The sequence below is a fragment of the Goodfellowiella coeruleoviolacea genome (assembly GCF_024171785.1).
Classification (GTDB): domain Bacteria; phylum Actinomycetota; class Actinomycetes; order Mycobacteriales; family Pseudonocardiaceae; genus Goodfellowiella; species Goodfellowiella coeruleoviolacea.
The window spans coordinates 550,172-572,866 of the sequence record NZ_JAMTCK010000001.1 but is presented as its reverse complement, the minus strand read 5'-3'; the positions used below and the strand labels follow the sequence as shown (position 1 = coordinate 572,866).

General features: G+C 72.3%; 20 protein-coding genes. 14 read left to right on the top strand and 6 right to left on the bottom strand.

Going from position 1 to position 22,695, the window contains the following annotated elements; genetic code table 11:
* Positions 1–7 precede the first annotated feature (7 nt).
* Both LX83_RS02275 and LX83_RS02270 read left to right on the top strand, forming a co-directional pair.
* Positions 8–1,699, top strand: a complete 1,692-nt coding sequence (locus tag LX83_RS02275) for an ABC transporter substrate-binding protein (protein ID WP_253766398.1) — start codon at positions 8–10, stop codon at positions 1,697–1,699.
* Positions 1,696–3,438, top strand: coding sequence for a dipeptide ABC transporter ATP-binding protein (locus tag LX83_RS02270; protein WP_253766396.1), 1,743 nt, complete (start codon positions 1,696–1,698; stop codon positions 3,436–3,438). Before LX83_RS02275 ends, LX83_RS02270 begins: the two co-directional genes overlap by 4 nt.
* Before the next feature lie 15 nt (positions 3,439–3,453).
* On the opposite strand, the gene LX83_RS02265 is transcribed toward LX83_RS02270, so the two are convergent.
* The 5 genes from LX83_RS02265 to LX83_RS02245 all read right to left on the bottom strand — a co-directional run bounded on the left by LX83_RS02265 (position 3,454) and on the right by LX83_RS02245 (position 8,845).
* The gene (locus tag LX83_RS02265) at positions 3,454–4,482 is read right to left on the bottom strand and encodes an L-idonate 5-dehydrogenase (RefSeq protein ID WP_253766394.1); all 1,029 of its coding nucleotides are present in this window, start codon (positions 4,480–4,482) and stop codon (positions 3,454–3,456) included.
* A gap of 133 nt (positions 4,483–4,615) precedes the next feature.
* The gene (locus tag LX83_RS02260; protein ID WP_253766392.1) at positions 4,616–5,161 is read right to left on the bottom strand and encodes a lytic transglycosylase domain-containing protein; all 546 of its coding nucleotides are present in this window, start codon (positions 5,159–5,161) and stop codon (positions 4,616–4,618) included.
* 177 nt (positions 5,162–5,338) lie between these two features.
* Complete coding sequence (locus tag LX83_RS02255; protein WP_253766390.1) at positions 5,339–6,691, bottom strand: helix-turn-helix transcriptional regulator; 1,353 nt, start codon at positions 6,689–6,691, stop codon at positions 5,339–5,341.
* Positions 6,692–6,838: 147 nt separating this feature from the next.
* The gene (locus LX83_RS02250) at positions 6,839–8,152 is read right to left on the bottom strand and encodes a sensor histidine kinase (protein ID WP_253766388.1); all 1,314 of its coding nucleotides are present in this window, start codon (positions 8,150–8,152) and stop codon (positions 6,839–6,841) included.
* A 27-nt stretch (positions 8,153–8,179) separates the two neighbouring features.
* On the bottom strand, positions 8,180–8,845 hold the full coding sequence (locus LX83_RS02245; RefSeq protein WP_253766386.1) for a response regulator transcription factor: 666 nt from the start codon (positions 8,843–8,845) through the stop codon (positions 8,180–8,182).
* A 367-nt stretch (positions 8,846–9,212) separates the two neighbouring features.
* Here LX83_RS02245 and LX83_RS02240 point away from each other — a divergent pair, with 367 nt between their 5' ends.
* The 5 genes from LX83_RS02240 to LX83_RS02220 all read left to right on the top strand — a co-directional run bounded on the left by LX83_RS02240 (position 9,213) and on the right by LX83_RS02220 (position 13,557).
* Complete coding sequence (locus LX83_RS02240; protein WP_253766384.1) at positions 9,213–10,100, top strand: glycoside hydrolase family 16 protein; 888 nt, start codon at positions 9,213–9,215, stop codon at positions 10,098–10,100.
* A gap of 54 nt (positions 10,101–10,154) precedes the next feature.
* A complete protein-coding gene (locus LX83_RS02235) occupies positions 10,155–11,033 on the top strand; it encodes a glycoside hydrolase family protein (RefSeq protein ID WP_253766382.1) in 879 nt (292 codons plus the stop codon).
* Between the two features lie 9 nt (positions 11,034–11,042).
* On the top strand, positions 11,043–11,822 hold the full coding sequence (locus LX83_RS02230) for a thaumatin family protein (RefSeq protein ID WP_253766380.1): 780 nt from the start codon (positions 11,043–11,045) through the stop codon (positions 11,820–11,822).
* 136 nt (positions 11,823–11,958) lie between these two features.
* The gene (locus LX83_RS02225) at positions 11,959–12,357 is read left to right on the top strand and encodes a septal ring lytic transglycosylase RlpA family protein (RefSeq protein WP_253766378.1); all 399 of its coding nucleotides are present in this window, start codon (positions 11,959–11,961) and stop codon (positions 12,355–12,357) included.
* 42 nt (positions 12,358–12,399) lie between these two features.
* A complete protein-coding gene (locus tag LX83_RS02220) occupies positions 12,400–13,557 on the top strand; it encodes a S1 family peptidase (protein WP_253766976.1) in 1,158 nt (385 codons plus the stop codon).
* A gap of 109 nt (positions 13,558–13,666) precedes the next feature.
* On the opposite strand, the gene LX83_RS02215 is transcribed toward LX83_RS02220, so the two are convergent.
* A complete protein-coding gene (locus tag LX83_RS02215; protein WP_253766376.1) occupies positions 13,667–14,752 on the bottom strand; it encodes an NAD(P)/FAD-dependent oxidoreductase in 1,086 nt (361 codons plus the stop codon).
* A gap of 125 nt (positions 14,753–14,877) precedes the next feature.
* Between LX83_RS02215 and LX83_RS02210 the strand changes: the two genes are divergently transcribed.
* The 7 genes from LX83_RS02210 to LX83_RS02180 all read left to right on the top strand — a co-directional run bounded on the left by LX83_RS02210 (position 14,878) and on the right by LX83_RS02180 (position 22,670).
* Complete coding sequence (locus tag LX83_RS02210; protein WP_253766374.1) at positions 14,878–15,498, top strand: helix-turn-helix domain-containing protein; 621 nt, start codon at positions 14,878–14,880, stop codon at positions 15,496–15,498.
* A 446-nt stretch (positions 15,499–15,944) separates the two neighbouring features.
* Entirely contained in the window at positions 15,945–17,999 is a 2,055-nt protein-coding gene (locus LX83_RS02205) for an ATP-binding protein (protein ID WP_253766372.1), read from the top strand.
* Between the two features lie 129 nt (positions 18,000–18,128).
* Positions 18,129–18,707 (top strand): helix-turn-helix transcriptional regulator, encoded by a 579-nt coding sequence (locus LX83_RS02200; protein ID WP_301327537.1) that lies wholly within the window; start codon positions 18,129–18,131, stop codon positions 18,705–18,707.
* A gap of 108 nt (positions 18,708–18,815) precedes the next feature.
* Positions 18,816–20,087 (top strand): extracellular solute-binding protein, encoded by a 1,272-nt coding sequence (locus LX83_RS02195; RefSeq protein WP_253766367.1) that lies wholly within the window; start codon positions 18,816–18,818, stop codon positions 20,085–20,087.
* 7 nt (positions 20,088–20,094) lie between these two features.
* On the top strand, positions 20,095–21,057 hold the full coding sequence (locus LX83_RS02190; RefSeq protein WP_253766365.1) for a carbohydrate ABC transporter permease: 963 nt from the start codon (positions 20,095–20,097) through the stop codon (positions 21,055–21,057).
* 98 nt (positions 21,058–21,155) lie between these two features.
* Positions 21,156–21,959: a carbohydrate ABC transporter permease gene (locus LX83_RS02185; protein ID WP_253766974.1), complete on the top strand. Its 804-nt coding sequence runs from the start codon at positions 21,156–21,158 to the stop codon at positions 21,957–21,959.
* A 117-nt stretch (positions 21,960–22,076) separates the two neighbouring features.
* The gene (locus LX83_RS02180) at positions 22,077–22,670 is read left to right on the top strand and encodes a putative immunity protein (protein ID WP_253766363.1); all 594 of its coding nucleotides are present in this window, start codon (positions 22,077–22,079) and stop codon (positions 22,668–22,670) included.
* Positions 22,671–22,695: the final 25 nt, after the last annotated feature.

The following is a 22,695-nucleotide window of genomic DNA, read 5'->3' as shown; positions in this document are numbered from 1 at the left end:
GAAGCGCATGCGCAGAAGGAACCTCCTCCGGGGCCTGGCCCTGGTCACCGCCGCCGCGAGCGCGGTCGCGCTCGCCGGCTGCAACGCCAACGCGCGCAACACGGCGAGCACCCAGACCCAGACGGCGACCACCGGCGGGACGCTCTACATCCTCAGCGACGCGGCCACGCAGAACTACGACCCGGCCAAGAGCGCCAACCTCGCCACCACCTCGCTGGCCCTGGTGCACCGCCGGCTCACCGCGTGGAACGTGGCGCCGGGCCAGCCGGCCGCGGTCGTGCCCGACCTGACCACCGACACCGGCAAACCCAGCGACGACGGCCGCACCTGGACCTACACCCTGCGCGAGGGCCTGAAGTTCAGCGACGGCACCCCGATCCGGTCCCAGGACGTCAAGTGGGGCGTGGAGCGCTCGTTCGCGCCGGCCTTCACCGGCGGCGGTCTCGGCTACCACAAGACCCTGCTGGTCGGCGGCGCCGACTACCGGGGGCCCTTCGAGGGGCAGCGCCTGGCCTCCATCGAGACCCCGGACGAGCGCACCCTCGTCTTCCACCTGGCCCGCCCCTACGGTGACTGGCCGTGGATCGTGAGCACCCCGGCGTTCGCGCCGGTGCCCGAGGGCAAGGGCGCCGAGGCCGACTACAGCGAGCACCCGGTGGCGTCCGGCCCCTACCAGCTGGCCGAGTACCAGAAGGGCGTGCGGGCCAAGCTGACCCGCAACCCCAACTGGGACAAGAACACCGACTCGGTCAGGTCCGCGCTGCCGGACGAGGTGGTGTTCCAGCTCGGCCAGGACACCACGGTGATCTCGCAGCGGCTGGTCGCCGACTCCGGTGACGACCGGTTCGCCTTCGGCGCGTCCTTCGTCTCCCCGGCCCAGCTGGCCCAGTTGCAGAACAACGCCTCCGCCAAGCAGCGCGTGGTCACCTCCAAGTCCGGTGCCCTGGCCTACCTGGCGCTGAACACCCAGAAGGGCCCGCTCGCCGATCCCAAGGTGCGCCAGGCGTTCCAGTACGCCGTGGACAAGAGCGCGTACCAGATCGCCAGCGCGGGCAGCGCCCAGCTCGCCGGCGACATCGCCACCACCCTGATCACCGAGGGCATCCCCGGGCGCGAGCAGTACGACCTGTACCCGACCCAGCCCACCGGTGACCCGGACAGGGCCAAGCAGCTGCTCGCCGAGGCCGGCTACCCCAACGGCCTGGACAACCTGGACTTCGTGGTCGCCAACACCAACAACCTCCCGGAGAAGGCGCAGGCCGTGCAGGCGTCCCTGGCCAGGGCCGGGATCAAGACCAACATCCGGTCGATCGACCGCGACGCCTACGACGCCGAGGTGACCGGCAACCAGGTCAACTACGACCTGACGCTCAGCTCGTGGCAGCCGGACTTCCCCAGCGCCAACGCCAACCTCCAGCCGCTGTTCGCCTCCTCGGAGATCGGCAACGGCGGGTACAACCTGTCCCGGTACCGCAACCCCGAGGTCGACCAGCTCATCGAGCGGGCACAGAGCACGGTGGACCCGACCGAGGCCGGGCGGCAGTGGGCCGAGATCGACAAGAAGATCCAGCAGGACTCGCCCGTGGTGCCGCTGATCTACACCCGCAACTCGTTCCTGCACGGCTCCAAGGTGGCCAACTTCTTCATCGCGGACTTCCCGGCCTACCCGAACTACCTGCAAATCGGGGTCACCCCGTGAGCAGTCCACGGTTGTCGGTGGAGAACCTCTCCGTGGAGTTCTCCACCGACGGCGCCTGGCACCCGGCGGTCCGCCAGGTCAGCTACCAGCTGGACGCCGGGCAGGTGCTGGCCGTGGTGGGGGAGTCCGGTTCGGGCAAGACCGTCACCGCCCTGTCCCTGCTGGGCCTGCTGCCGGCCACCGCGCGGGTGACCGGTCGCGCGCTGCTGGACGGCACCGACCTGCTCGGACTGGACGCGGCCGAGCTGCGCGCGGTGCGCGGCAACCGGGTCGGCATGGTCTTCCAGGAGCCGATGAGCGCGCTCAACCCGGTGTTCACCATCGGCGACCAACTCGTCGAGGCCATCCGGGTGCACCGGGACAGCTCCCGCGCGCAGGCCAGGCAGCGCGCGCTCGACCTGCTGCGCCTGGTGGACCTGCCCGACCCGGAACAGCGGCTGCGGGCCTACCCGCACGAGCTGTCCGGCGGCCAGCTGCAGCGCGTGGTGATCGCCATGGCCATGGCCAACGAACCGGCCGTGCTCATCGCCGACGAGCCGACCACCGCGCTGGACGTGACCGTGCAGGCGGAGATCCTGGCGCTGCTGCGGGATTTGCGCGACCGGCTGGGCGTGGCCATCCTGCTCATCACCCACGACATGGGCGTGGTGGCCGACATCGCCGACCACGTGGTGGTGATGCGCGACGGGCGCGTGGTCGAGCAGGGCCCGGTGGCCGCGATCTTCACCGAGGCGCACCAGGACTACACCAAACAGCTGCTGGGATCGGTGGTGTCGCTGACCGCCTCGGCCACCGCCCAGCCCGTGCCGGAACCCGACCCCGGTGCGGAGATCGTGGCGCGGGACGGGCACGTTGCCGTGGCCGCGCACCCGGCCCACCGGTCCATTCCGGACAGTGCGGCGGTGAATCCCGCGCTGCTGCTGGACAACCTGTCGGTCAGCTACGGCGGGCGGTTCCGGTCACTGGTGGTGCGCGCGGTCGACCGGGTGAGCCTGCACGTGGAACCGGGCGAGGTGCTCGGCCTGGTCGGCGAGTCCGGTTCGGGCAAGAGCACGATCGCCGCCGCGGTGACCGGACTGGTCACGCCGAGCGGCGGCCAGGTGCAGGTGGCCGGGGTGGACATCACCAGGTTGGGTCGGCGTGCCGCGCGCACCGCGCGCGGCCGGATCGGCGTGGTGTTCCAGGACCCCGCGTCCGCGCTCAACCCGCGTGCCACCATCGCCAGCAGCGTGGCCGAACCCCTGCGCCTGCACCGGGTGCTGGCCGGGGCCGCGCTGGAGCGCCGGGTGGACGAGCTGCTGGACGCCGTGCACCTGTCCACCAGCCTGCGCAACCGGTTCCCGCACGAGCTGTCCGGCGGTCAGCGCCAACGGGTCTGCATCGCCAGGGCGGTGGCGCTCAACCCCGACCTGCTGATCGCGGACGAACCCACCAGCGCGCTGGACGTGTCGGTGCAGGCCAAGATCCTGGACCTGTTCGCGGACCTGCAACGGGAGCTGAGCTTCGCCTGCCTGTTCATCAGCCACGACCTGGCGGTGATCCAGCAGGTGGCCGACCGGGTCGCGGTCATGCACCGGGGCCACCTCGTCGAGCAGGGGCCGACGCGGGCCGTGCTGACCGCGCCGCTGCACCCGTACACGCGGCGCCTGCTCGCCGCCGCCCCCGTCGCGGACCTGGCCGAACAGCGCCGCCGCCGGCAGGCGTGGCAGGAGCTGAACGCGGCCGGGCACCGCGGCTGACCGCCGGCCGGCCGGTCAGGCCCGGGCCGAGGTGAAGTCCAACAGCACCTTGCTGGCCACGGACCGGTCCAGCGCGGTGCGGAACGCGGTCTCCACCTGGTCGACGGGGAAGGTGTGGGTCAGCAGCGGTTCGACGTCCAGGCCCTCGGCGATCAGCGCGACCGCGTCGCTGATCTCGTCGACGAACCGGAACGAGCCGACATAGGTGATCTCCCGGCTGACCAGCGGCGCGAGTTCGACCGAGACCTGACCGGCCGGCAGGTTGCCGACCTGCACCAGCGTCCCGCCCCGACGCAGCGCGGTCAGGCAGGCACCCACCGCCGCGGGCGCCCCGGACGCCTCGAACACGACGTCGACCTCGGCCGGCAGCGACTGGCCGGTGCCGACCTGGACGGTGTGGTCGGCGCCCATGGCCGCGGCGATCCCCAGCGACGCCGCGGTGAGGTCGCTGGCGTGCACCTCGCCGGCACCCAGGGCCTTGGCCGCGGCGACCACCAGGCAGCCGATCGGCCCGGCGCCGTTGACCAGCACCCGCCTGCCCCGCACGCTCCCGGCGCGGCGCACCGCGTGCACGGCCACCCCGAGGGGTTCGGCCACGGCGCCGTGCCGGGTGCTCACGCCCGGCGGCAGTGGCCGCACCTGCGCGCGCGGCACCACCCGGTAGCGGGCGAACGCGCCCGGGCTGTGCGGCAGGCGCGCGGCACTGCCGAAATAGGACACGTCCGCGCACAGGTTGGGGTGCCCGCCCCGACACTCCGGGCAGTGGTCACAGGTGGTGGCCGGATGCAGGGTCACCGGCTGTCCGGTGTGGACATCGGTGATCCCCGACCCCACGGCGGCGACGACCCCGGCCACCTCGTGGCCGAGGACCATCGGTTCGCGCAGGATCGACGTGCCGGTGGCGCCGTGCTGCCAGTAGTGCAGGTCCGACCCGCAGATGCCGCCGTACTCCACCGCGACCAGCACGTCGTCCGGTCCCGGTGCGGGCCGCTCGATGTCGTCGAGCCGCAGATCCCGGGCCCCGTGGATCACCACCGCCTGCACGCCGCCGCCTCCTCGAATCGCCTGTCGCCCACGACTGTAGTTCGCCGGGTCGACGGGTGGGAGAGCACGCGCTGGCGTGCGGTGCGGGCCGAGGAGGCGGCTCGGGGTGCCAGCCCCCTCGGCCCGCCTCAGCTCACGGGCGGTACTTGTAGATCAGCTCGCCGAGGATGCGGTCGGCGTAGTGCCTGGCCTCCTCGGTGGGCGGGTTGCCCCACGCGGCGGCGGTGCCCCACGGGCCGGCGTTGTAGCCCCACAGCGCCAGCCGCGCCGGGTCGCCCGGCACACCGCGGTCGCGCATGAACTGGAAGATCCAGCACATGTAGCGGCCCTGCGCGTCCATGGCGTCCTCGGGGTCGAACGGGCTGTTGGTGCCGTCGCCGTCCGCGTCGCGGCCCCACTCGCTCCACGCCGCGGGCAGGAACTGCGCCAGGCCCTGGGCGCCGGCCCAGGACACGGCGTTGGGGTTCCAGCTCGACTCCTGCTCGATCTGCGCGGCCAGCAGCGGCGCGTTGACATCACCGCAGGTGGTGGCCGCCCGCTGGACGCCGGCCAGGTACTGGGCCGGCACCGAGCCCGGGCGCACCTGGATCGAGCCGGCCGACGCCGTCCCGGCGCCAAGGCCCACCACGCCGGCGATGCTCAGCGCGACGCCGAGGACGGTGCTGGTGAACTTTCTCACGTGAACCTCCGAGGTGAGGTGGGCGCGCCCGCGCGGCAGGCGTGCGCGCCAGGGGGATTCGCTCTGGGCGCTGGCGCACGGTGGCCCAGCGCCCACGGGGGTGAGCGCTGCCACGAGCGGGTGTGCCCGTGGGAGTCCGCGATTAGTCCACAGTGGACGATGTGGGCGGAAGCGGTCCTAGAGGGTGTCGGCCTCGTCGGGCAGGGCGATGTGCAGTTCCCTGCGGCCGGAGATGCCGAGCTTGCGGTAGACACCGGAGAGGTGGAACTCGACCGTCCGCCTGGTCAGGTAGAGCTTCTCGGAGATCTGCCGGTTGTTGTAGCCGGCGCGCACCAGCTGGGCGATGCGCGTCTCCTGCTTGGTCAGCGTCACGTTGCCGCGCAACCGGTTCACCTGGGCCAGTGCCTGGCTCGCCCGGGTGGTCCAGCCGGTCATCCGGCACTGCTCGGCCAGGCGCATGGCGCCGTGGAACTGGCGGTGCGCCCGGCCGTAGTCCTTTCTGGCGCAGTACGCCTTGCCCAGGTCGTAGCGGGCGTGGACGAGTTCGGCGCCCGCGGGTGACAGCCTGAGCAGATCGACCGCCTCGCCGAGCAGCGCCAGGCGCTGGTCCGGGTCCTGCTGGGTGAGCGCGAACGGGTGCAGCGCCGTGCCGATCGCGCGTGGGGTTCCCCACCCGCGGGCGTCGCCGAGTTCCTGCTCGGCCAGGATCGCGGCCAGTTCTCGGCGCTGGACCCGCAGTGCGGCGAAGGCCGCGCGGGACCGCCACGGCAGCACCGCCGGGTTGCGCACGCCGCTGGCGGTGAGCTGTCGGCCGCACTCCAGGTAGTCGTTGACGCTCTCCTCGGGGCGGCCCTCGGCGAGGTGCAGCGTGGCCCGGGCGAAGAGCAGGTGGGCGTTGTCGGCGGGCTCGGAGCGCCGGCCGGCGAGCGGGTGCTCGCGCAGCAGGTCGCGAGCGGACTCCAGTTCGCCGAGCACGACGTGGGTGGTGACGAGCTGGGCGAGGGCTTGCCGTCCCCAGTGGACCGGGACGGTTCCGGTGCCGCCCTGCTCGGCCAGCACCTCGGCCGCGTCGCGGCTGGCCGCGACCAGTTCACCGCGGGCCGCGTTGATCCGGGCGCGCAGGAGCTGGGTGAGGGCGTGCCACGGGCGGTCGTCGCACGGCCGGTCCCGCCGCTGCGCCCGCAGGCAGTGGGTGTCCGCGATGGCCAGTTCGTCAGCGCTGACCAAAGTGGACACCGCGTGCTGGAAGGCGACCGGGTCGCTGTCGACGGCACCGGTGTCCAGCAGCTGTTTCGCCTGTGCGACAACGGTGAGCCGGTCAACGCCGCGGTTGACCGCGTCGGTCAGCGCGGCCGGGTGGGTCGGGGCGGGCAGTACCGGTGCGCACTTCTCCCGGTAGACGGCCACCGTGCCGATGTCGGCCACGTTCAGTGCCCTGACCAACAGGTCGGTGTCGACCTGGTCGGTGATGTTCACCTGGCCGGTGCCGAGCCGATCGGCGCACCAGACTTCGATCCTGTTGTCCGACAACGGTGTGGGCTGTTGCTGAGCAGCAGACACTCTCATCCACTCCCCATCGTCCGGCGCCTGGGCCGGACCTCACTCCTCACACTGGCGTAACCGGACCGCGGCAGTGTCCGCGCCGGGGTTCTTCCCTACGTGCCACGTGGTCGTCCGTCATTGGCAGGGACGGTGGCAGTCGGATTGTGAGAATTTCGTGAGAGCGCTTCCATGTTGCCCTGATTGGCTTCCGCGATGTCCTGAAATGGACGGTGGCGCTTCTGGAACGATCAACTCCACGACGGTGCCGTGCGGACTGCCGGGCAGCACCCGCACCGAACCGTGGTGCAGTTCGGCGACCCAGCGCACGATGGCCAGGCCGATTCCGGTGCCGTCCGGTGCGCCGGTGACGGAGTGGTCGAAAACCCGTTCCCGGTCCTCGGGGGCGATGCCCGGTCCCTGGTCGCCGACCACCACCCGTCCCGCGGCCACCCGCACCCACACCCGGGCCGACCCGGCCGGGTCGGCGCCGTGCCGGAAGGCGTTGTCGACCAGGTTGTGCAGGGCCTGCCCCAGCAGCACCGGGTCGCCGCGCACCACGGTCGGCTCGGTCTCCAGGGCGACCGGCCCCTGGTGCTCGGTGACGACCTCCTCGACGAGCTGGTCCAGCCGCAGCGGGAGCAGCTCGACGGGAAAGCTGCCGTTGCGCACCCGTGCCCTGGTCAACAGCCCGGTGACCAGGTGTCCCATCCGGTCGACCAACCGGACCACCTGACCGGCCGTGGCGCCCGCCCTGGCCGGATCGGCGGCGCCGGCCTCGGCGAGCAGCCGCAGCGTGGCCAGGGGAGTGCGCAGCTCGTGCGCGGCCTCGGTGAGGAACCGCTCCTGTTGTTCCAGCGCCTGCAGGGCGGGACGCATGCTGATCGCCGACAGCAGGTACCCGGCCCCACCCGCCAGCAGCAGCAGACCCAGTGCGCCCCAACCGATCCCCGCCACCAGTTCGGTGTGCGCACGCCACCCAGGGGTGGGATCGCCCGTGACCACCACGACCGCGCCGACCCGGTCGCCGTGCCACACCGGAGCGCCGGCCAGTCGGAGCGGGCCACCGGTCAGGCCGGCGCCGTCGGCGAACTCGGTTTCCCGGCTCCGCAGCACCCGGTGGGCGAGGTCCTGCTCGCGCTGGGGGTCGGGGGCGGGGTCGCTGGCGGTGCGCGAGTACCGCAGCCGCCAGCCGTCGCCGGTGTCCTCCCACACCGACAGCGACATGGTGTGCTCGACGAGGACGTCCCCGTCGAGGGATTCCAGGCGCAACCGCCCGTCCAGGTAGGAGATCGCCCGGGACAGTCCGGCCACCTGGCGGTCCAGCTCGCTGTCCAGCGCGGCGGCGCGGAACCGGGAGTCGGTCACGATGGTGAACGTGGCGATGGTCGCGATGCAGATGGCCGCGGTTCCGGTGAACAGGGCGGTGAGCGCCCAACGCAGCCGGGTCAACCGGGATGTGACCGGCCGGAGCACGGATCAGGCCGTTTCGCTGATGAGGAAGCCGACGCCGCGCACCGTGGCGATCAGTGGCGGCGGACCGAGTTTGCGGCGCAGCTGCGCGATGACCGCGTCCACCACATTGGACATGGGCTGCGCCATCTCGTCCCAGCAGTGCTCGATGAGTTCCGAGCGCGAGACCACGCTGCCTCGGCGGGAGGCCAGCAGTTCCAGGACGGCGAACTCCTTGGTGGTCAGGCTCAACAGCACGCCGCCCCGGAACACGCGTCTTCGGGGCACGTCGATCTCGACGTCGTCGAACCGGATGGTGGTCGGTCGTGGCTGTTCCAGCCGCCGGCACAGGGCACCCACCCTGGCCACCAGTTCGGCCATGGCGAACGGCTTGCCCACGTAGTCGTCGGCGCCGTGGTGGAACCCGGCCACCCGCTCGTCGACGCTGTCCATGGCGGTGAGCACCAGCACCGGAACGCGTTCGCCGCGCTCGCGCCACCCGCGCAGCAACGCCAGGCCCTCGCCGTCGGGCAGACCGCGGTCCAACACCACGCAGTCGTAGGTGTAGGTCGACAAATTCAGATCCGCCGACCCCGCGTCAACGGCCAGATCCACCGCGAATCCGGCCTGGCGCAATCCAGAAACGATCTCGAACGCCAACTCGTTGTCGTCCTCCACCGTCAAAACTCGCACAGCCCGACAGGGTAGTGGGCGGAGAAATCCTGGGGTGGGTCCGTAGAGACACGGCTGGGGAACACCCCAAGAATCTGCGGCGGCCCGACACGTTGAGCAGAAGCGAGTTGAGGTCAGGTACGCAGTCAGCACGATCGTCCGCGTCTTGATCGAGAAACGACATGGTTTCCGCACCTGAATCGAACGAGAACCGCTACTCGCGGCAGTGCGCGCACTCGGCCCCGGCCCGGCCGCCCTACTGGCATTCGCGCTCGGCGGCGCCTGACTTCGCGCGTGGCGCACCGCGGTGCCGAGCCGACTCTGCCCGTACCGACATCACCCGGGGGGACATTCGGGCAGCCGCACTGGTATCCGGGAAGGGACAGCGATGAGAATCCGCAGTGGGCTGCGACGCCTGCTCGTCGCGGGCGTGGTGGGCGCCGTGGTGGTGTTGTCGGCCGCGGCGCTGCCGGCCGCGGCGGCCGGCCCCAGGGAGAACTGGGCCGCGGTGACCTCGCCGCACTTCCACCAGCTGCCCAGCGGCAACCAGCTCACCCGGGTCGACGACCCCGGGGCGGTGGACGGCACGGCACTGCGCATGCGGCTGGTGGCCGGACCGGGCGTGGGCCCCGATGCCGGGATCCAGATCGCCAGCAACCAGTCCTACGGCTACGGCGAGTACAGCACCCGGATGAAGGCGGCCGACTGCTCGGGGCAGCCCGGGGTCGGGGTGGTGACCGGTGTGTTCACCTACTCCACCGACCACGCCGACGGCAACGGCGACGGCCTGCCGGACAACAGCGAGATCGACATCGAGTGGCTGTGCGCCCAGCCCGAGGTCATCTACCTGACCATCTGGACCGACTACGCCGACAGCGAGCTGCGCAAGGTGTCCCGGGTCATCGACCTGCGCGCCGGAAAGATCATTTCCACCTGTTTCTCCACCCACTTCGGCGAGTGCATGCCGGTCAGCGCGAGCGAGAACCAGCCGACCTCGGTTCCCGCGATCGCCGGCTACAACTCGGCCACCGAGTACTTCGAGTACGGCTTCAGCTGGTCCGCCGACGCGGTCACCTACTACCTGGTCGACCGCGCCGGGAAACGGGTCACGCTGTGGGACTACCGCGGCCCGGCCACGCGCATTCCCAGCAAGCCCGGCGCCTTCATGCAGAACGTGTGGCACACCAACAACTGGGACCCGTACGGCTTTCCCGCGCACAACCAGCCGACGCAGCACACCGACGCCGTCGTGGACTGGACCCAGCTGCCCCGCTGACCAGCTCGTCGCCGCCCCACCAACCTGAGCGCGCACCGTCAGGAGGAGACACCGTTGCGACGACACCCCACCGCACACCGCCTGGCCGCCCTGCTGATCGTGGTCCTCGGCGCGCTGGCCGTGTCCCCGGCTTCCGGAAACGCTGCGGCTGCAAACGCGGTGACTGGAAACGCGGCGGCCGGGCAGGCGGCCGCTGGGCAGGTGGCCGCCACCAAGAAGGGCGTGAGCACCTGGTACTTCGACGGCGTCACCCAGGCGCTGGCCGATGTCCGGGTCGGCTGGTACCACAACTGGGACTCGGGCAGGCAGAACATCGCGGCGCCGGCCGGCGTCGAGTTCGTCCCGACGATCTGGGGCGCCGGCTCGGTCACCCAGGCCAGGCTGGACCAGGCCCGGGCCGAGGGCAGCACGCTGCTCGGCTTCAACGAGCCCGACCTGGCCGAGCAGGCGAACATGTCGGTGGAGCGGGCACTGGAGCTGTGGCCCCGGTTGCAGTCCACCGGCATGCGGCTGGGCAGCCCGGTGGTCGCGCACAGCGGTGACGTGGCCGGCGGCTGGCTGGACCGGTTCCTGTCCGGTGCGGCGGCCCGCTCCCTGCGGGTCGACTTCATCGCACTGCACTGGTACGGCTCGGACTTCAGCGCCGCCGCCGTCGACCACCTGCGCGGCTACCTGCAGGCGGTGTGGGACAGGTACCACAAGCCCATCTGGCTCACCGAGTTCGCCCTGATCGACTTCTCCGGTGCCACGCCGCGCTACCCCACCCAGCAACAGCAGGTGGACTTCGTGCGCGGCGCCACCGCCATGCTCAACCAACTGTCCTATGTAGAGCGCTATGCCTGGTTCGCACTGCCCACCGACCGCTCGGGTACCGGCCTGTACAACGGCACCACCCCGAACGCGGTCGGCCAGGCCTACCGGGCCGTGAGTTAGGAGGCACTCGTGGACGTCCCCGCGCCCCACCGGTTGCGGCGAACGCTCGCCCTCGCCGCCGCGTTCGTGCTCTCGCTCGCCGTGGTGCTCGTCGGCACCGGCACGACCACCACGGCGTTCGCCGCGGCCAACCGGACCGTGACCTTCGTCAACCAGTCCGGCCAGCCCATCTGGATCGGCAGCCTGGTCAACGCCGACGGCTCCAAGAACCTCACCAACCTGCCCAGGCTGGACAATGGGCAGTCGGCCACCGTGACGATCCCGGAGAACGAGTCGCCCAACCACTGGCGGGGCAAGTTCTTCGCCCGCCAGGGCTGCACCGGCCAGTCCGGCAGCACCTTCCACTGCAGGATCGGCGACTGCGGGGTCCAGGCGGGCCACTGCGTCACCGGTGAGCAGCCGGCCAGCCTCGCCGAGTTCAACTTCGACACCAAGGACGCGCTGGCCCCCTGGTACAACGTCTCCTACGTCAACGCGTTCTCCCTGCCGATCACCATCACCCCCAAGGGCGCGTCACCGCAGCCCGGCTCGCAGCTGTGCGGCACCGCCGGCTGCGCCAAGGACCTGCTGCCGTACTGCCCGGCGGAGAACGCGGTCACCGACAACGGCAGGCGCGTGCTGTGCGTGAACCCGAACCGGGACGCCAGGACGGCCTACAGCAACGCGCTGTCCGCCCAGTGCCCCAAGGCCTACGCGTGGTCCAAACAGGACACCGAGCCGGGCAACCAGACCGTGTACGACTGCCCGGCCTGCACCGGGTTCACCGTGACCTTCCACGCCGTGGCCTGAGCACCCCGGGCCGGCCGATCCCGGCTGTGCCGGACCGGGCGGATCCTGCGGTGTCTCCGTAGAGATCCCGCCCGGGCGCCGCGCCAAGCTGTGGGCGCTGGAACCGGAACCAGCGCTACGGTGAAGGGAAACGTTGATGCGACACACGATTCGGGTCGCGGCGCTCGCCGCGAGCGGAGTCCTCTCGCTCAGCTCGGCCGGGGTGGCGACGGCGGCGGCGGAGCCGGCGCACGTCCAGATGTCGATCACGGCGACCTGCAACGCCACCTGGTACGGCGCGGACGGGGAGATCCCGCCCGGCTCGCACACCGCCAGCGGTGAGATCTTCGACCGCTACGCGATGACCGCGGCGCACCGGTCACTGCCGTTCAACACCCTGGTGGACGTCAGCTACCAGGGCAGGACCATCACGGTGCGGATCAACGACCGGGGCGCGTTCGCCGACCCGGTCTGCCTCGACCTCACCTACGGCGCCTTCGGGCAGCTGGCCAACCGCGACCTCGGCGTGATCACGGTCGGCTACACGGTTCGCTGAGTGCACGCCGGAATCCCTGCTACGACAAGGAAATCCATCATGGTGCAGCGCAAGATCCTGCTCCGGATCAGTGCGTCGGTGTTGCTGGCGGCCAGTGTCGGGGTGGGCACCACCCTGGCGCCGGCCTCGGCGGCGCCCGACACCGCGCTTCCGGAGCTGTCGGCCGGCGTGCTCCCGGCCATGCAACGTGATCTGGGACTGACCGAACAGCAGGCCAGAACACGGCTGCTGGCCGAGGCCGCGGCGGCCGAGGTGGCGCCGGCGGCCCAGCAGGCCGCGGGTGAGGCCTTCGGCGGCGCGTGGTTCGACGCGGACCAGGGCGCGCTGGTCGTGGGCCTGACCGACCAGAGCAAGGCCGAGGCGGTGCGGGCCACGGGCGCGCGCACCACCCAGGTCGCGCGCACCGAGGCCGACCTGGCCGCGGTCAAGGCCAGGATCGACGAGGCCGCGCAGCACACCGCGGCGCCGGCCAGCGTGCACAGCTGGCGCACCGACCCGCGCAGCGGCAGCGTGGTGATCTCGGTGCGGGCGGGCGCGGACGACCAGGAGCTGGACGCGTTCCTGGACCGGGCGCGGCAGGCCGGACCGGTCACCGTGGAGCGGACCACCGCGCCCCGGCCGGAGACGTTCGCGGCCGGCACGGTCGGCGGCGACCCGTACTACATCAACGGCAACGTCCGGTGCTCCATCGGGTTCTCCGTGCAGGGCGGCTTCGTCAGCGCCGGCCACTGCGGCACGGCCGGCGCCTCGGTGTCCGGTTGGGACGGCTCGGCCATGGGCAGCTTCGCCGGCTCGTCCTTCCCCGGCAACGACTACTCGTTCATCCGCATCGGCAACGGCTGGTGGACGGTGCCGGTCGTGCTGGGCTGGGGCACGGTCAGCGACGTGCTGGTGCGCGGGTCGCGCGAGGCCGCGGTGGGCACGTCGGTGTGCCGGTCGGGGTCCACGACCCACTGGCACTGCGGCACCATCCTGGCCAAGAACGAGACCGTGAACTACAGCCAGGGCGCGGTGTACGGCATGACCAAGACCAGTGTCTGCGCCGAGGGCGGTGACTCGGGTGGCTCGTTCATCTCCGGTGACCAGGCCCAGGGCATGACCTCGGGCGGCTGGGGCAACTGCTCGTCCGGTGGCGAGACCTGGTTCCAGCCGGTCAACGAGGCGCTGTCGGTCTACGGGGTGTCCCTGGTGACCGCCTGACCGCGCGGTCCGACCAGCCCGTCGGTGGCCCGTCCCGGTGCTGTGCCGGGCGGGCCGCCGCTGTTCACCGGGCCGGACCTGGGCGCGCTCACACGCCGTGCCGGCGCGCTCACACGCCGTGCCGGCGCGCGCCGACCACCTGCTCGCACACCTCGGCCTCGGCCCGGGCCGAGAACAGCTCGGCCTCGGTCAGGGCGCGGTGCGCGGCCACGGCGCCGGCGGTGTCCTCGTTGACCAGGTCGCCGTTGACCGCCGCGCCCGCCCGCAGACCCGCTGCCGCCGCCATGACGACCTGGGCCATCGGGTCGGCAACGTTGCCGGCCACCCACACGCCGGCCACGCTGGTGGCCCCGGTGGCGTCGGCCGGCACGTGGCTGCCGAGCACGTGGCCGTCGACGACCAGCTCGCTGGTGGCCAGCCCCAGGCCGGCCAGCACGCCCGCGCGCGCGGTGAACCGGGGCGCGACCACCAGGGCCTGGCGCGCGACCACCCGGCCGGAGCGCAGCCGGACACCGGTGAGCCGGTCGTCGCGCACCACCACGGCGGCGACCTCGCCGTCGACGACGGGGATCTGGCGCGCGGCCAGCTGCTCGGCCTGGGCCGCGCTCAGCGCGGGCCCGGTGTGCTGGAACAGCACCACGTCCGCGCTCAGCTGGCGGAACAGCAGCGCCTGGTGCACCGCGGTCGGGCCGGTGGCGAGGACGCCGATCGCCTGGTCGCGCACTTCCCAGCCGTGGCAGTACGGGCAGTGCAGCACGTCCCGGCCCCACCGCTCGGCCAGCCCGTCCAGTTCGGGCAGTTCGTCGACCAGGCCGGTGGTGACCACCAGCCGCCGGGCCCGCACCGCGCGGCCGTCGGCAAGGTCGACCTGGAACCGGGCCCGCCCCGGGGCGTCGGCGGCCTCGCCGGCCAGGCGCCGGGCCGAGGTGGCGGTGGCGCTCAGCACCCGCACGCCGTACCCGGCGACCTCGGCGCGCCCGGCGGCCAGCAGCTCGGCCGGGGGGGTGCCCTCGCTGGTCAGGAAGTTGTGCACGCGGCCGGCTGGCGCGTTGCGCGGGTCGCCGGCGTCCACGACCAGCACGGCACGGCGGGCCCGGCCCAGTGCCAGTGCCGCGCTCAGCCCGGCCGCGCCACCGCCGACAACGACGGCGTCGTACTGCTCGGCCAGCTCATCGTGTGGTGATGGCTGAGTCATCGCGGTGTCCTCCTGATCTCGGCCGGCGCTGGTGCTCCCGGGCCGGCGGGACGTTCTCGGAACGCGAGCGTCCGCCCTCGGCTGCCGACTTGACAAGAAACGTTGCCGAAGCGGCAAATGGAGGGATGAAGGAAGACTCCGCTGTCCCGGCCACGGCTCCGCAGCAGGTCCTGGACGGGGTGGGGCCGCGGCTGCGCGCGCTGCGCCAGCAGCGCCGGGTGACGCTGGCCCAGCTGTCCTCGGCCACCGGGATCTCGGTCAGCACCCTGTCCCGCCTGGAGACCGGGGAACGGCGCCCGACCCTGGAACTCCTGCTGCCGCTGGCCCGGGTGCACCAGGTGACCCTGGACGAACTGGTGGGCGCACCGGCCACCGGCGACCCGCGCGTCCACCCGCGCCCGGTGGTCCGCCACGGGATCACGTTCATCCCGCTGACCCGTCGGCCGGGCGGTGTGCAGGCGTACAAGATGATCTACCCGGTGGCCGCGTCGGACCGCGAGCCGGAGCAGCAGACGCACGAGGGCTACGAGTGGCTGTACGTGCTCTCCGGGCGGCTGCGGCTGCTGCTCGGCGAGCACGACCTCACCCTCGGCGCGGGTGAGGTCGCCGAGTTCGACACCCGCACACCGCACTGGTTCAACAATCCCGGCCCGGGCCCACTGGAGATCATCAGCCTGTTCGGGCCGCAGGGCGAACGCCTGCACGTGCGCGCCCGGCCGGCGACGAAGCGGCGCGCGAGCCCGTAGCGGCGGCGGAACAACAGCGGCGGCCCCGATGTGACAGGCAAAGTCGAGCGCCGCGCCAGACCTGATCAGGTAGGGGAACCGACCGGGTGGGGAAAACTGTCAACTGACCACTCACCGTCTGCGCGGGCCGTCGTCGGGCAGCGCTGTCCTGATCGTTGAGGTGTCAGTTCGCCATTCCGCAGAAGACCGACCAACCGACAGCGTCCGCGGGCCCGGCGGAGCCGGGAGAAGGGATTTTCTGTGCGGCTGGTTGAGCCGGGCAGTCGGGAGCCGTGCCCGCACTCGGTGGCCGCCGGTGGGGCTGACGCCGGTTCGGTGCCGCAGGGCTCCGGTTCGGCGAGACGGGTAAGCGGATGTCACACAGGGTAATTACTGGGGGCGAGAGGTCTGGACCATCGCTGGATCCCAATCCTCCCAACGGGTCACGGTTCGATTACAGTCAGCTCATGCCCTTTGGTGTGGACCACTCCGCGGACCGCTTGGCACACCGGCTGCGCGAGGCGCGCAACCGTGCCTTCGTCGGTCGATCCGTGGAGCTGGCGCTGTTCCGGTCCGCGCTGGCCGGCGACGCCGGGTCGTTTCCCGTGCTCTTCCTGCACGGCCCGGGCGGCATCGGCAAGTCCACGCTGCTGCGCCGGTTCGGCGACGAGGCCAGGGCGGCCGAGCGGCCCGTGGTGGAGCTGGACGCGAACACGATCACGCCCAGCGCGGACGCGTTCGAGGCCGCGGTGGGCCAGGTGCTGCGCGCGGACGGCGCCGTGCTGCTGGTGGACAACGTGGAACACGTCCAGGAGCTGGAGTGCTGGCTGCGCGAGCAGTTCCTGCCCCGGCTGCCGATCGGCGCGGTCGCGGTGCTGGCCAGCCGGCAGCGGCCCAGCGTGCGGTGGCGGACCGACCCCGGCTGGGACGAGGCGCTGCGCATCGTGGCACTGCGCGACCTGGCCCCCGAGGACGCCATCGCCCTGCTGACCGCGCGCGGGGTGGCGCCCCGGCTGCACGAGTCGGTGCTGGCCTTCGCCGGCGGCCACCCGCTGGCGCTGCGCCTGGCCGCCGAGGACGCGGTGCGCGACGAGTCGCGGGCGAGCTGGACACCCACCAGGGACGTGCAGGAGACGCTGCTGGCCCAGCTGATGTGCGAGGTGCCCTCGGCACTGCACCGGCGCGCCCTGGAGATCTCCGCCCACGCCCTGGCCACCACCGAGGAACTGCTGCGCACCGTCATGCCCGACGCCGACGCCGGCGCGCTGTTCACCTGGCTGCGGCAGCTGTCCTTCATCCAGTCCGGCCAGCACGGGCTGCACCCGCTCGACGTGCTGCGCGACGCGCTCGACGCGGACCTGCGCTGGCGCGATCCCCAGGGCTACCAGGCCATGCACTACCAGATCCGGGCGCACGTGCTGGAGCGGGGCCGGGAGGCCTCGGGCACGGACGTGCTGCCCGCCATGGCCGCGCTCACCTACCTGCACCGCGGCGGCGGGGTGATGCCCGAGTTCCTGACCTGGCAGACCGACGGCGATGTGGTCGAGGACCAGGTGCGGCCCGAGGACCGGACCACCGTGCTCCGGCTGGCCGCCGAGGCCGAGGGCGCGGAGTCCGCCGCCGTCGTCCGGTTCTGGCTGGACCGCGCGCCCGAGGCGTTCCGGGTGCACCGGCGCCCGGCCACCGGCGAGCCGGTCGGCTTCATGGCCTGGCTGCGGCTGGCCGAGCCCAGGGACGAGGAGATCGAGGCCGACCCGGTGGTGGCCGCGGTGTGGCAGCACGTGTCGGCGTTCGGACCGCCCCGCCCGGGAGAGCACCTCGGGATCGCCCGGTTCATGGTCTGCCCGACCGACTACCAGCGCCCGTCACCGGTGATGGACCTGGTCGAGTGGCGCATCCTGGCCGAGATCCTGCACCAGGAGCGGCTGGCCTGGTCGGTGCTGGTCTTCGCGGACACCAAGTTCTGGGAGCCGCTGATGGCCTACATCGACCACCCGCAGGCCGGCGCGGCCCCGTCGGTCGGCGGGGCCAGCTACGGCCTGTTCGCCCACGACTGGCGGCCCGTCCCGCTGGAGGCGTGGCTGGCGCTGCAGAAGTCCAGGGAGCTGTTCGGCGCCCGGGTGCGCGGCGCGGCGCGGCCGCCGGAACTGGTGGTGCTGTCCCGGCCCGAGTTCGACGCGGCCGTGCGCGACGCGCTGCGCTCGTGGCGCCAGCCCGAGGTGTTCGCCGCCAACCCGCTCACCCGCAGCCGGGTGGTGGCCGACTACGGGATCGCCGACCCGGTGCGCTCACTGCGCCAGGCCGTGCGGGAGGCGGTCGGCGCGCTGCGGGAGGACCCGCGCGAGGCCAAGTGGCACCGCGCGGTGAGCGCCACGTTCTTCGACGGGGTCCCCACCCAGGAGGCCGCGGCCGAACGGCTGGGGCTGGCCTTCAGCACCTACCGCCGGCACCTGGCCGGCGGGCTGGAACGCGTGTGCGACCGGCTGTGGCACCGCGAACTGCGCATCGGCAACCCGAAGTGAGCACCGAACGGACACCAAGTGGCCTGGAAAGTGAGCAGCCAAACCCATGATGCTGCAGGCACCCAATCTGTTCAGGAGGAGATAGTGGAGCGAGTGCGCGTGGCCGTGCGGGCCTCGGATCCCATCACCATGGCTGGACTGACCAGTTATCTCGGCGGGCGCTCCGACGTCGGCGTGCTGCTGACCCAGCAGGTGGCCGACGCCGACGTGTGCGTGGTGGCCGCCGACCGGGTGAGCCGGGAGGTGATGTCCACCCTGCGCGCGGTGGCCGAGGAGGGCACCGGGCCCACGGTCCTGGTCACCGGGCAGCTGGACCCGGCCGACCTGCTGACCGTGGTCGAGTGCCGGGTCGTCGCGGTGCTGCCCCGCGGTGCGGCCACCGACGACCGGCTGATCGGCGGCATCAGGGCCGCCGCGACCGGGGGCGGGGTGCTCCCGCCGGAACTGCTGGGCGAACTCCTGCGGCAGGTGGAGCGCCTGCAGCGGCAGGTGCTCGCGCCCCGGGGGCTCAACGCGTCCGGCCTGATGCCCAGGGAGATCAACGTGCTGCGGCTGATGGCCGAGGGACTGGACACCACCGAGATCGCCGACCGGCTGTGCTACTCCGAGCGCACGGTCCGCAACATCATCTACACCATGAGCAGCCGCCTCAACCTGCGCAACCGCCCACACGCGGTCGCCTACGCCATGCGCGCCGGCATGATCTAGCACTCCGCCACGGGCCCGGGCACGACCGGGAGGAACAACAGCACTCACCCGATCAACGCAGGATCGAGCCTGGGGGATTCGTGGACATCTCTGGAGATGGGAAAGCTGATGACGCGCGGGCTCCTGCACCGGGCCGCCACGGCGCTGGCCGTGGTGCTGCCGCTGGCACTGCTCACCGGGTGCGCCGGTGGTGACAACGCGAAGACCACCCTCACCGTGGCCACCTACGGCGAGTTCGGCTACGAGCCGCTGTTCGCCGAGTACGAGGCAACACATCCCGGCATCGAGGTGAAGAGCCGGGTCACCGACTTCGACTCGCACCACAGGGGACTGGCCACCCAGTTGGCCGCCGGCCACGGCGCCGCCGACGTGGTCGCCGTCGAGGAGCAGTACCTGCCGCTGTTCCGCCAGTCCGCCGACAAGTTCGTCAACCTCGCCGAGTTCGGCGCACTGGACCTGCGCGGCCAGTGGGTGCCGTGGAAGTGGGAGCAGGGCGTCACCGACGGCGGTCGGGTGGTGCTCGGCCTCGGCACGGACATGGGCGGGCTGGCCATGTGCTACCGCCGCGACCTGTTCGCCAGGGCCAACCTGCCCACCGACCGGGCCGAGGTGGCCGCACTCTGGCCGACCTGGGAGGACTTCGCGCGGGTCGCCGACCGCTTCAGCGCCGCGGTCACCGACGCGAAGTTCGCCGACTCGGCCGGCACCATCTACGCCGCCATCCTCAACCAGGCCGAGGAGAACTACTTCGCCAAGAGCGACGACTCGTTCAGCGCCGACCGCAACCCGAACGTGCGGCGGGCCTTCGACATCGCCGGCGGCATCGGCGCCAAGGGGCAGACCGCGAGGGTGACCACCTACACCCAGCCCTGGACGGTGGCGATCAAGCAGGGCGCGTTCGCCACCATCGCCTGCCCCGCCTGGCTGTTGAAGCAGATCGAGGACGCGGGCGGCGCGGAGAACGCGGGCAAGTGGGACGTCACCACGGTGCCGGGCAACGCCGGCAACCAGGGCGGGTCCTTCCTCACCCTGCCCAGACAGGGCGCCCACCACCGGGAAGCCTACGACCTGGCCGCCTGGCTGACCGCGCCGGCGCAGCAGAAGCGGCTGTTCCTGCGGGACGGCATCCTGCCCAGCCAGCCAGCCGTGTACCAGGACCCGGACGTGGTCGGCAGCACCAACGCCTACTTCAGCAACGCGCCGGTCGGCCAGATCTTCGCCCGCTCGGCGGACACGCTGCGGCCCAACTACCGCGGGCTGCGCGACGCCGAGGTGCGCCCCAAGTTCGGCCAGGCCCTCGGCCGGGTCGAGGAGGGCAAGCAGACCCTGGAACAGGCCTGGGCGCAGGCCCTGCAACAGGCCAGCGACGCGGTCAGGTAACCGGACGATGGTGCTGGCCTGGGCCGCCCGCCTGGCGGCGCCAGCGCGGCGGCAGCGGCGGGTGGTGCTGCTCGCGCGGCTCGACGCCAGGGCGACCCCGCTGCTGTTCGTCGCGCCCTTCTTCGTGCTGTTCGCGGTCTTCGGGGTGTTCCCGCTGGCCTACACCGCCTGGATCTCGCTGCACGACTGGCAGTTGGTCAACGGCGACCAGGGGTTCGTCGGACTGGCCAACTACGCGGCACTGTTCACCGACCCCCACTTCTACAACGCCCTGGGCAACACGGTGAGCATGCTGGTGCTGGCCACGGTGCCGCAGTTGTTCGCCGGCCTTGGCATCGCCGCGCTGCTCAACCGTCCACTTCGGACAGCGGTGTTCTGGCGGGCCGGCGTGCTGCTGCCCAACGCCGTGTCGGTGGTCGCGGTGACGCTGGTGTTCGCCCAGCTGTTCGGCCGCGACTTCGGGGTGGCCAACTGGGTGCTGGACCAGCTGGGCGTGCCGCCGGTCGACTGGCAGGCCAACCGGTTGGCCGCGCACCTGGCCGTGGCGGCCACCGTGACCTGGCGCTGGACCGGCTACAACGCCCTGCTCTACCTGGCCGCCATGCAGAGCGTCGACCAGGAGCTGTACGAGGCGGCCGAACTCGACGGCGCGTCGCGGTGGCGGGCGTTCTGGGCGGTGACCGTGCCCGCCATCCGGCCCACGATCGGGTTCACCGCGTTCTCCGCGACCGTCGGTGGCCTGCAGCTGTTCGTCGAGCCGCAGCTGTTCGACGTGTCCGGGCTCGGCGGGATCGGCGGCACCGACCGGCAGTTCCAGACGATCACCATGTACCTGTACGAGAAGGGTTTCGGCGTGTTCGACGCCGGTTACGCCGCGGCCATCGCCTGGGTGCTCGCCCTGCTGTGCGGCGGGTGCGTGCTGGTCGGCCTCGGGCTGGTGCGCCGCCTGGCCAGGCGGGGGCGGCTGTGAGCGGCGTGCGGCAGACCACCCGACCCGTCCGGTCCACCCGGTCCACCCGGCCGGCCCGGCGCGCTCCCTCGGCCGCACCGGCCCGGCGCGGCCCAGGCGTGCTGGTGTACGCGCTGCTGGTGGCGGTCGTGGTGGTGTCGGTGTTCCCGCTGTACTGGGCGGTCGTGGTGGCCTCCAGGGACGGCTCGGCCATCGGCGAGCGCGTCCCGCCGCTGGTGCCGGGTGGCCACCTGCTCGACAACCTGCGCGAGCTGGTCGACACCGTCGACCTGTGGCTGGCGCTGGGCAACTCGCTGATCGTGGCCGGCACGGTGATGGTGTCCAACGTGGTGCTGGCCACCCTGGCCGGGTTCGCCTTCGCCCGGCTGCGCTTCCCCGGCCGCAACAGCCTGTTCCTGGTGGTGGTCGGCACGGCCATGATGCCGACCCAGCTCGGCGTGATCCCGCTCTACCTGGTGGTCGGCGACCTCGGCTGGTACGGCCGGCTGGAGGCGGTGATCGTGCCCGGCCTGGTGAGCGCGTTCAGCGTGTTCTGGATGCGGCAGGCGTGCGAGGAGGCCGTGCCGGTGGAACTGGTCGAGGCGGCCCGCAGCGACGGCTGCTCACTGCCGCGCACGGTCTGGCACGTGGTGGTGCCGCTGGTGCGTCCGCAGGCCGCGGTGCTCGGCATGCTCTCGTTCCTGGCCGCCTGGAACGACTTCTTCTGGCCGCTGATCGTGCTGGACCCCAACGACACCCCGACCGTGCAGGTCGCCCTGTCCCGACTGGCCAGCGGGTACTACACCGACTACGCCCTGCTGCTCACCGGCGTGAGCGTGGCGGCGGTGCCGGTCGTCGTCCTGTTCCTGCTGCTGGCCAGGCACATCGTCAGCGGCATCCTGCGCGGCGCGGTGCGCGGCTGAACCGCACCCGGGGCCACCCGGTGCTGGGCCGGCGGTCGTCTTGACGCTTTCCAGTCGCTGTCCTGCTGGTACCGCTGGAAAGTCCACACCGACCGTTCAACGATACCGTTGAACGACATGACGGTGGCCGACGAGGACCTGACGATCGAGTTGAGCACGGCCGAACTGCGTGAGATCGCGGGCTACGCGGTGGCCTGCGCGGAGCCGGCGCTGGCGATCTTCGAGCGCGACTGCCCGGATGACCCCCGCGCGCGGGACGCGCTCGACCAGACGCGCGGGTTCGTCGCCGGGGGTCGGCGGACCAGGGCGATGCGGGTGTCCGCGCTGGCGGCGCACCGGGCGGCGCGGGCGGCGCAGGAGCGGGGATGTGCCGCCGCGGCCGACGCGGCGCGCGCCGCCGGTCACGCGGGAGCGGCGGGCTACCTGCACCCGCTGGCGAAAGCCACCCAGGTCCTGCACATCCTCGGATCGGCCGCGCACGCGGCGCGCGCGTTCGAGATCGACGCCGGCGACGACCCCCGGGTTGGCGCCGAGCACATCGAGCGGGCGCGCGAGCTGGCCGGTCCCGTCGTGGTGCGCGTGCTGGCGCGCTACCCCACCGCGCCGAGCGGTGGCGGCCGGGTGGGAGAGCTGCTGCGCGGCCTGGACGACTCGTTGCGGCGCGCGTGCGTCCCGCCGTTGACCGGTGGCCGCCCTGGCCGCCGCCGCTGACCGCGGGGGTTCACGGCCGGGGCGG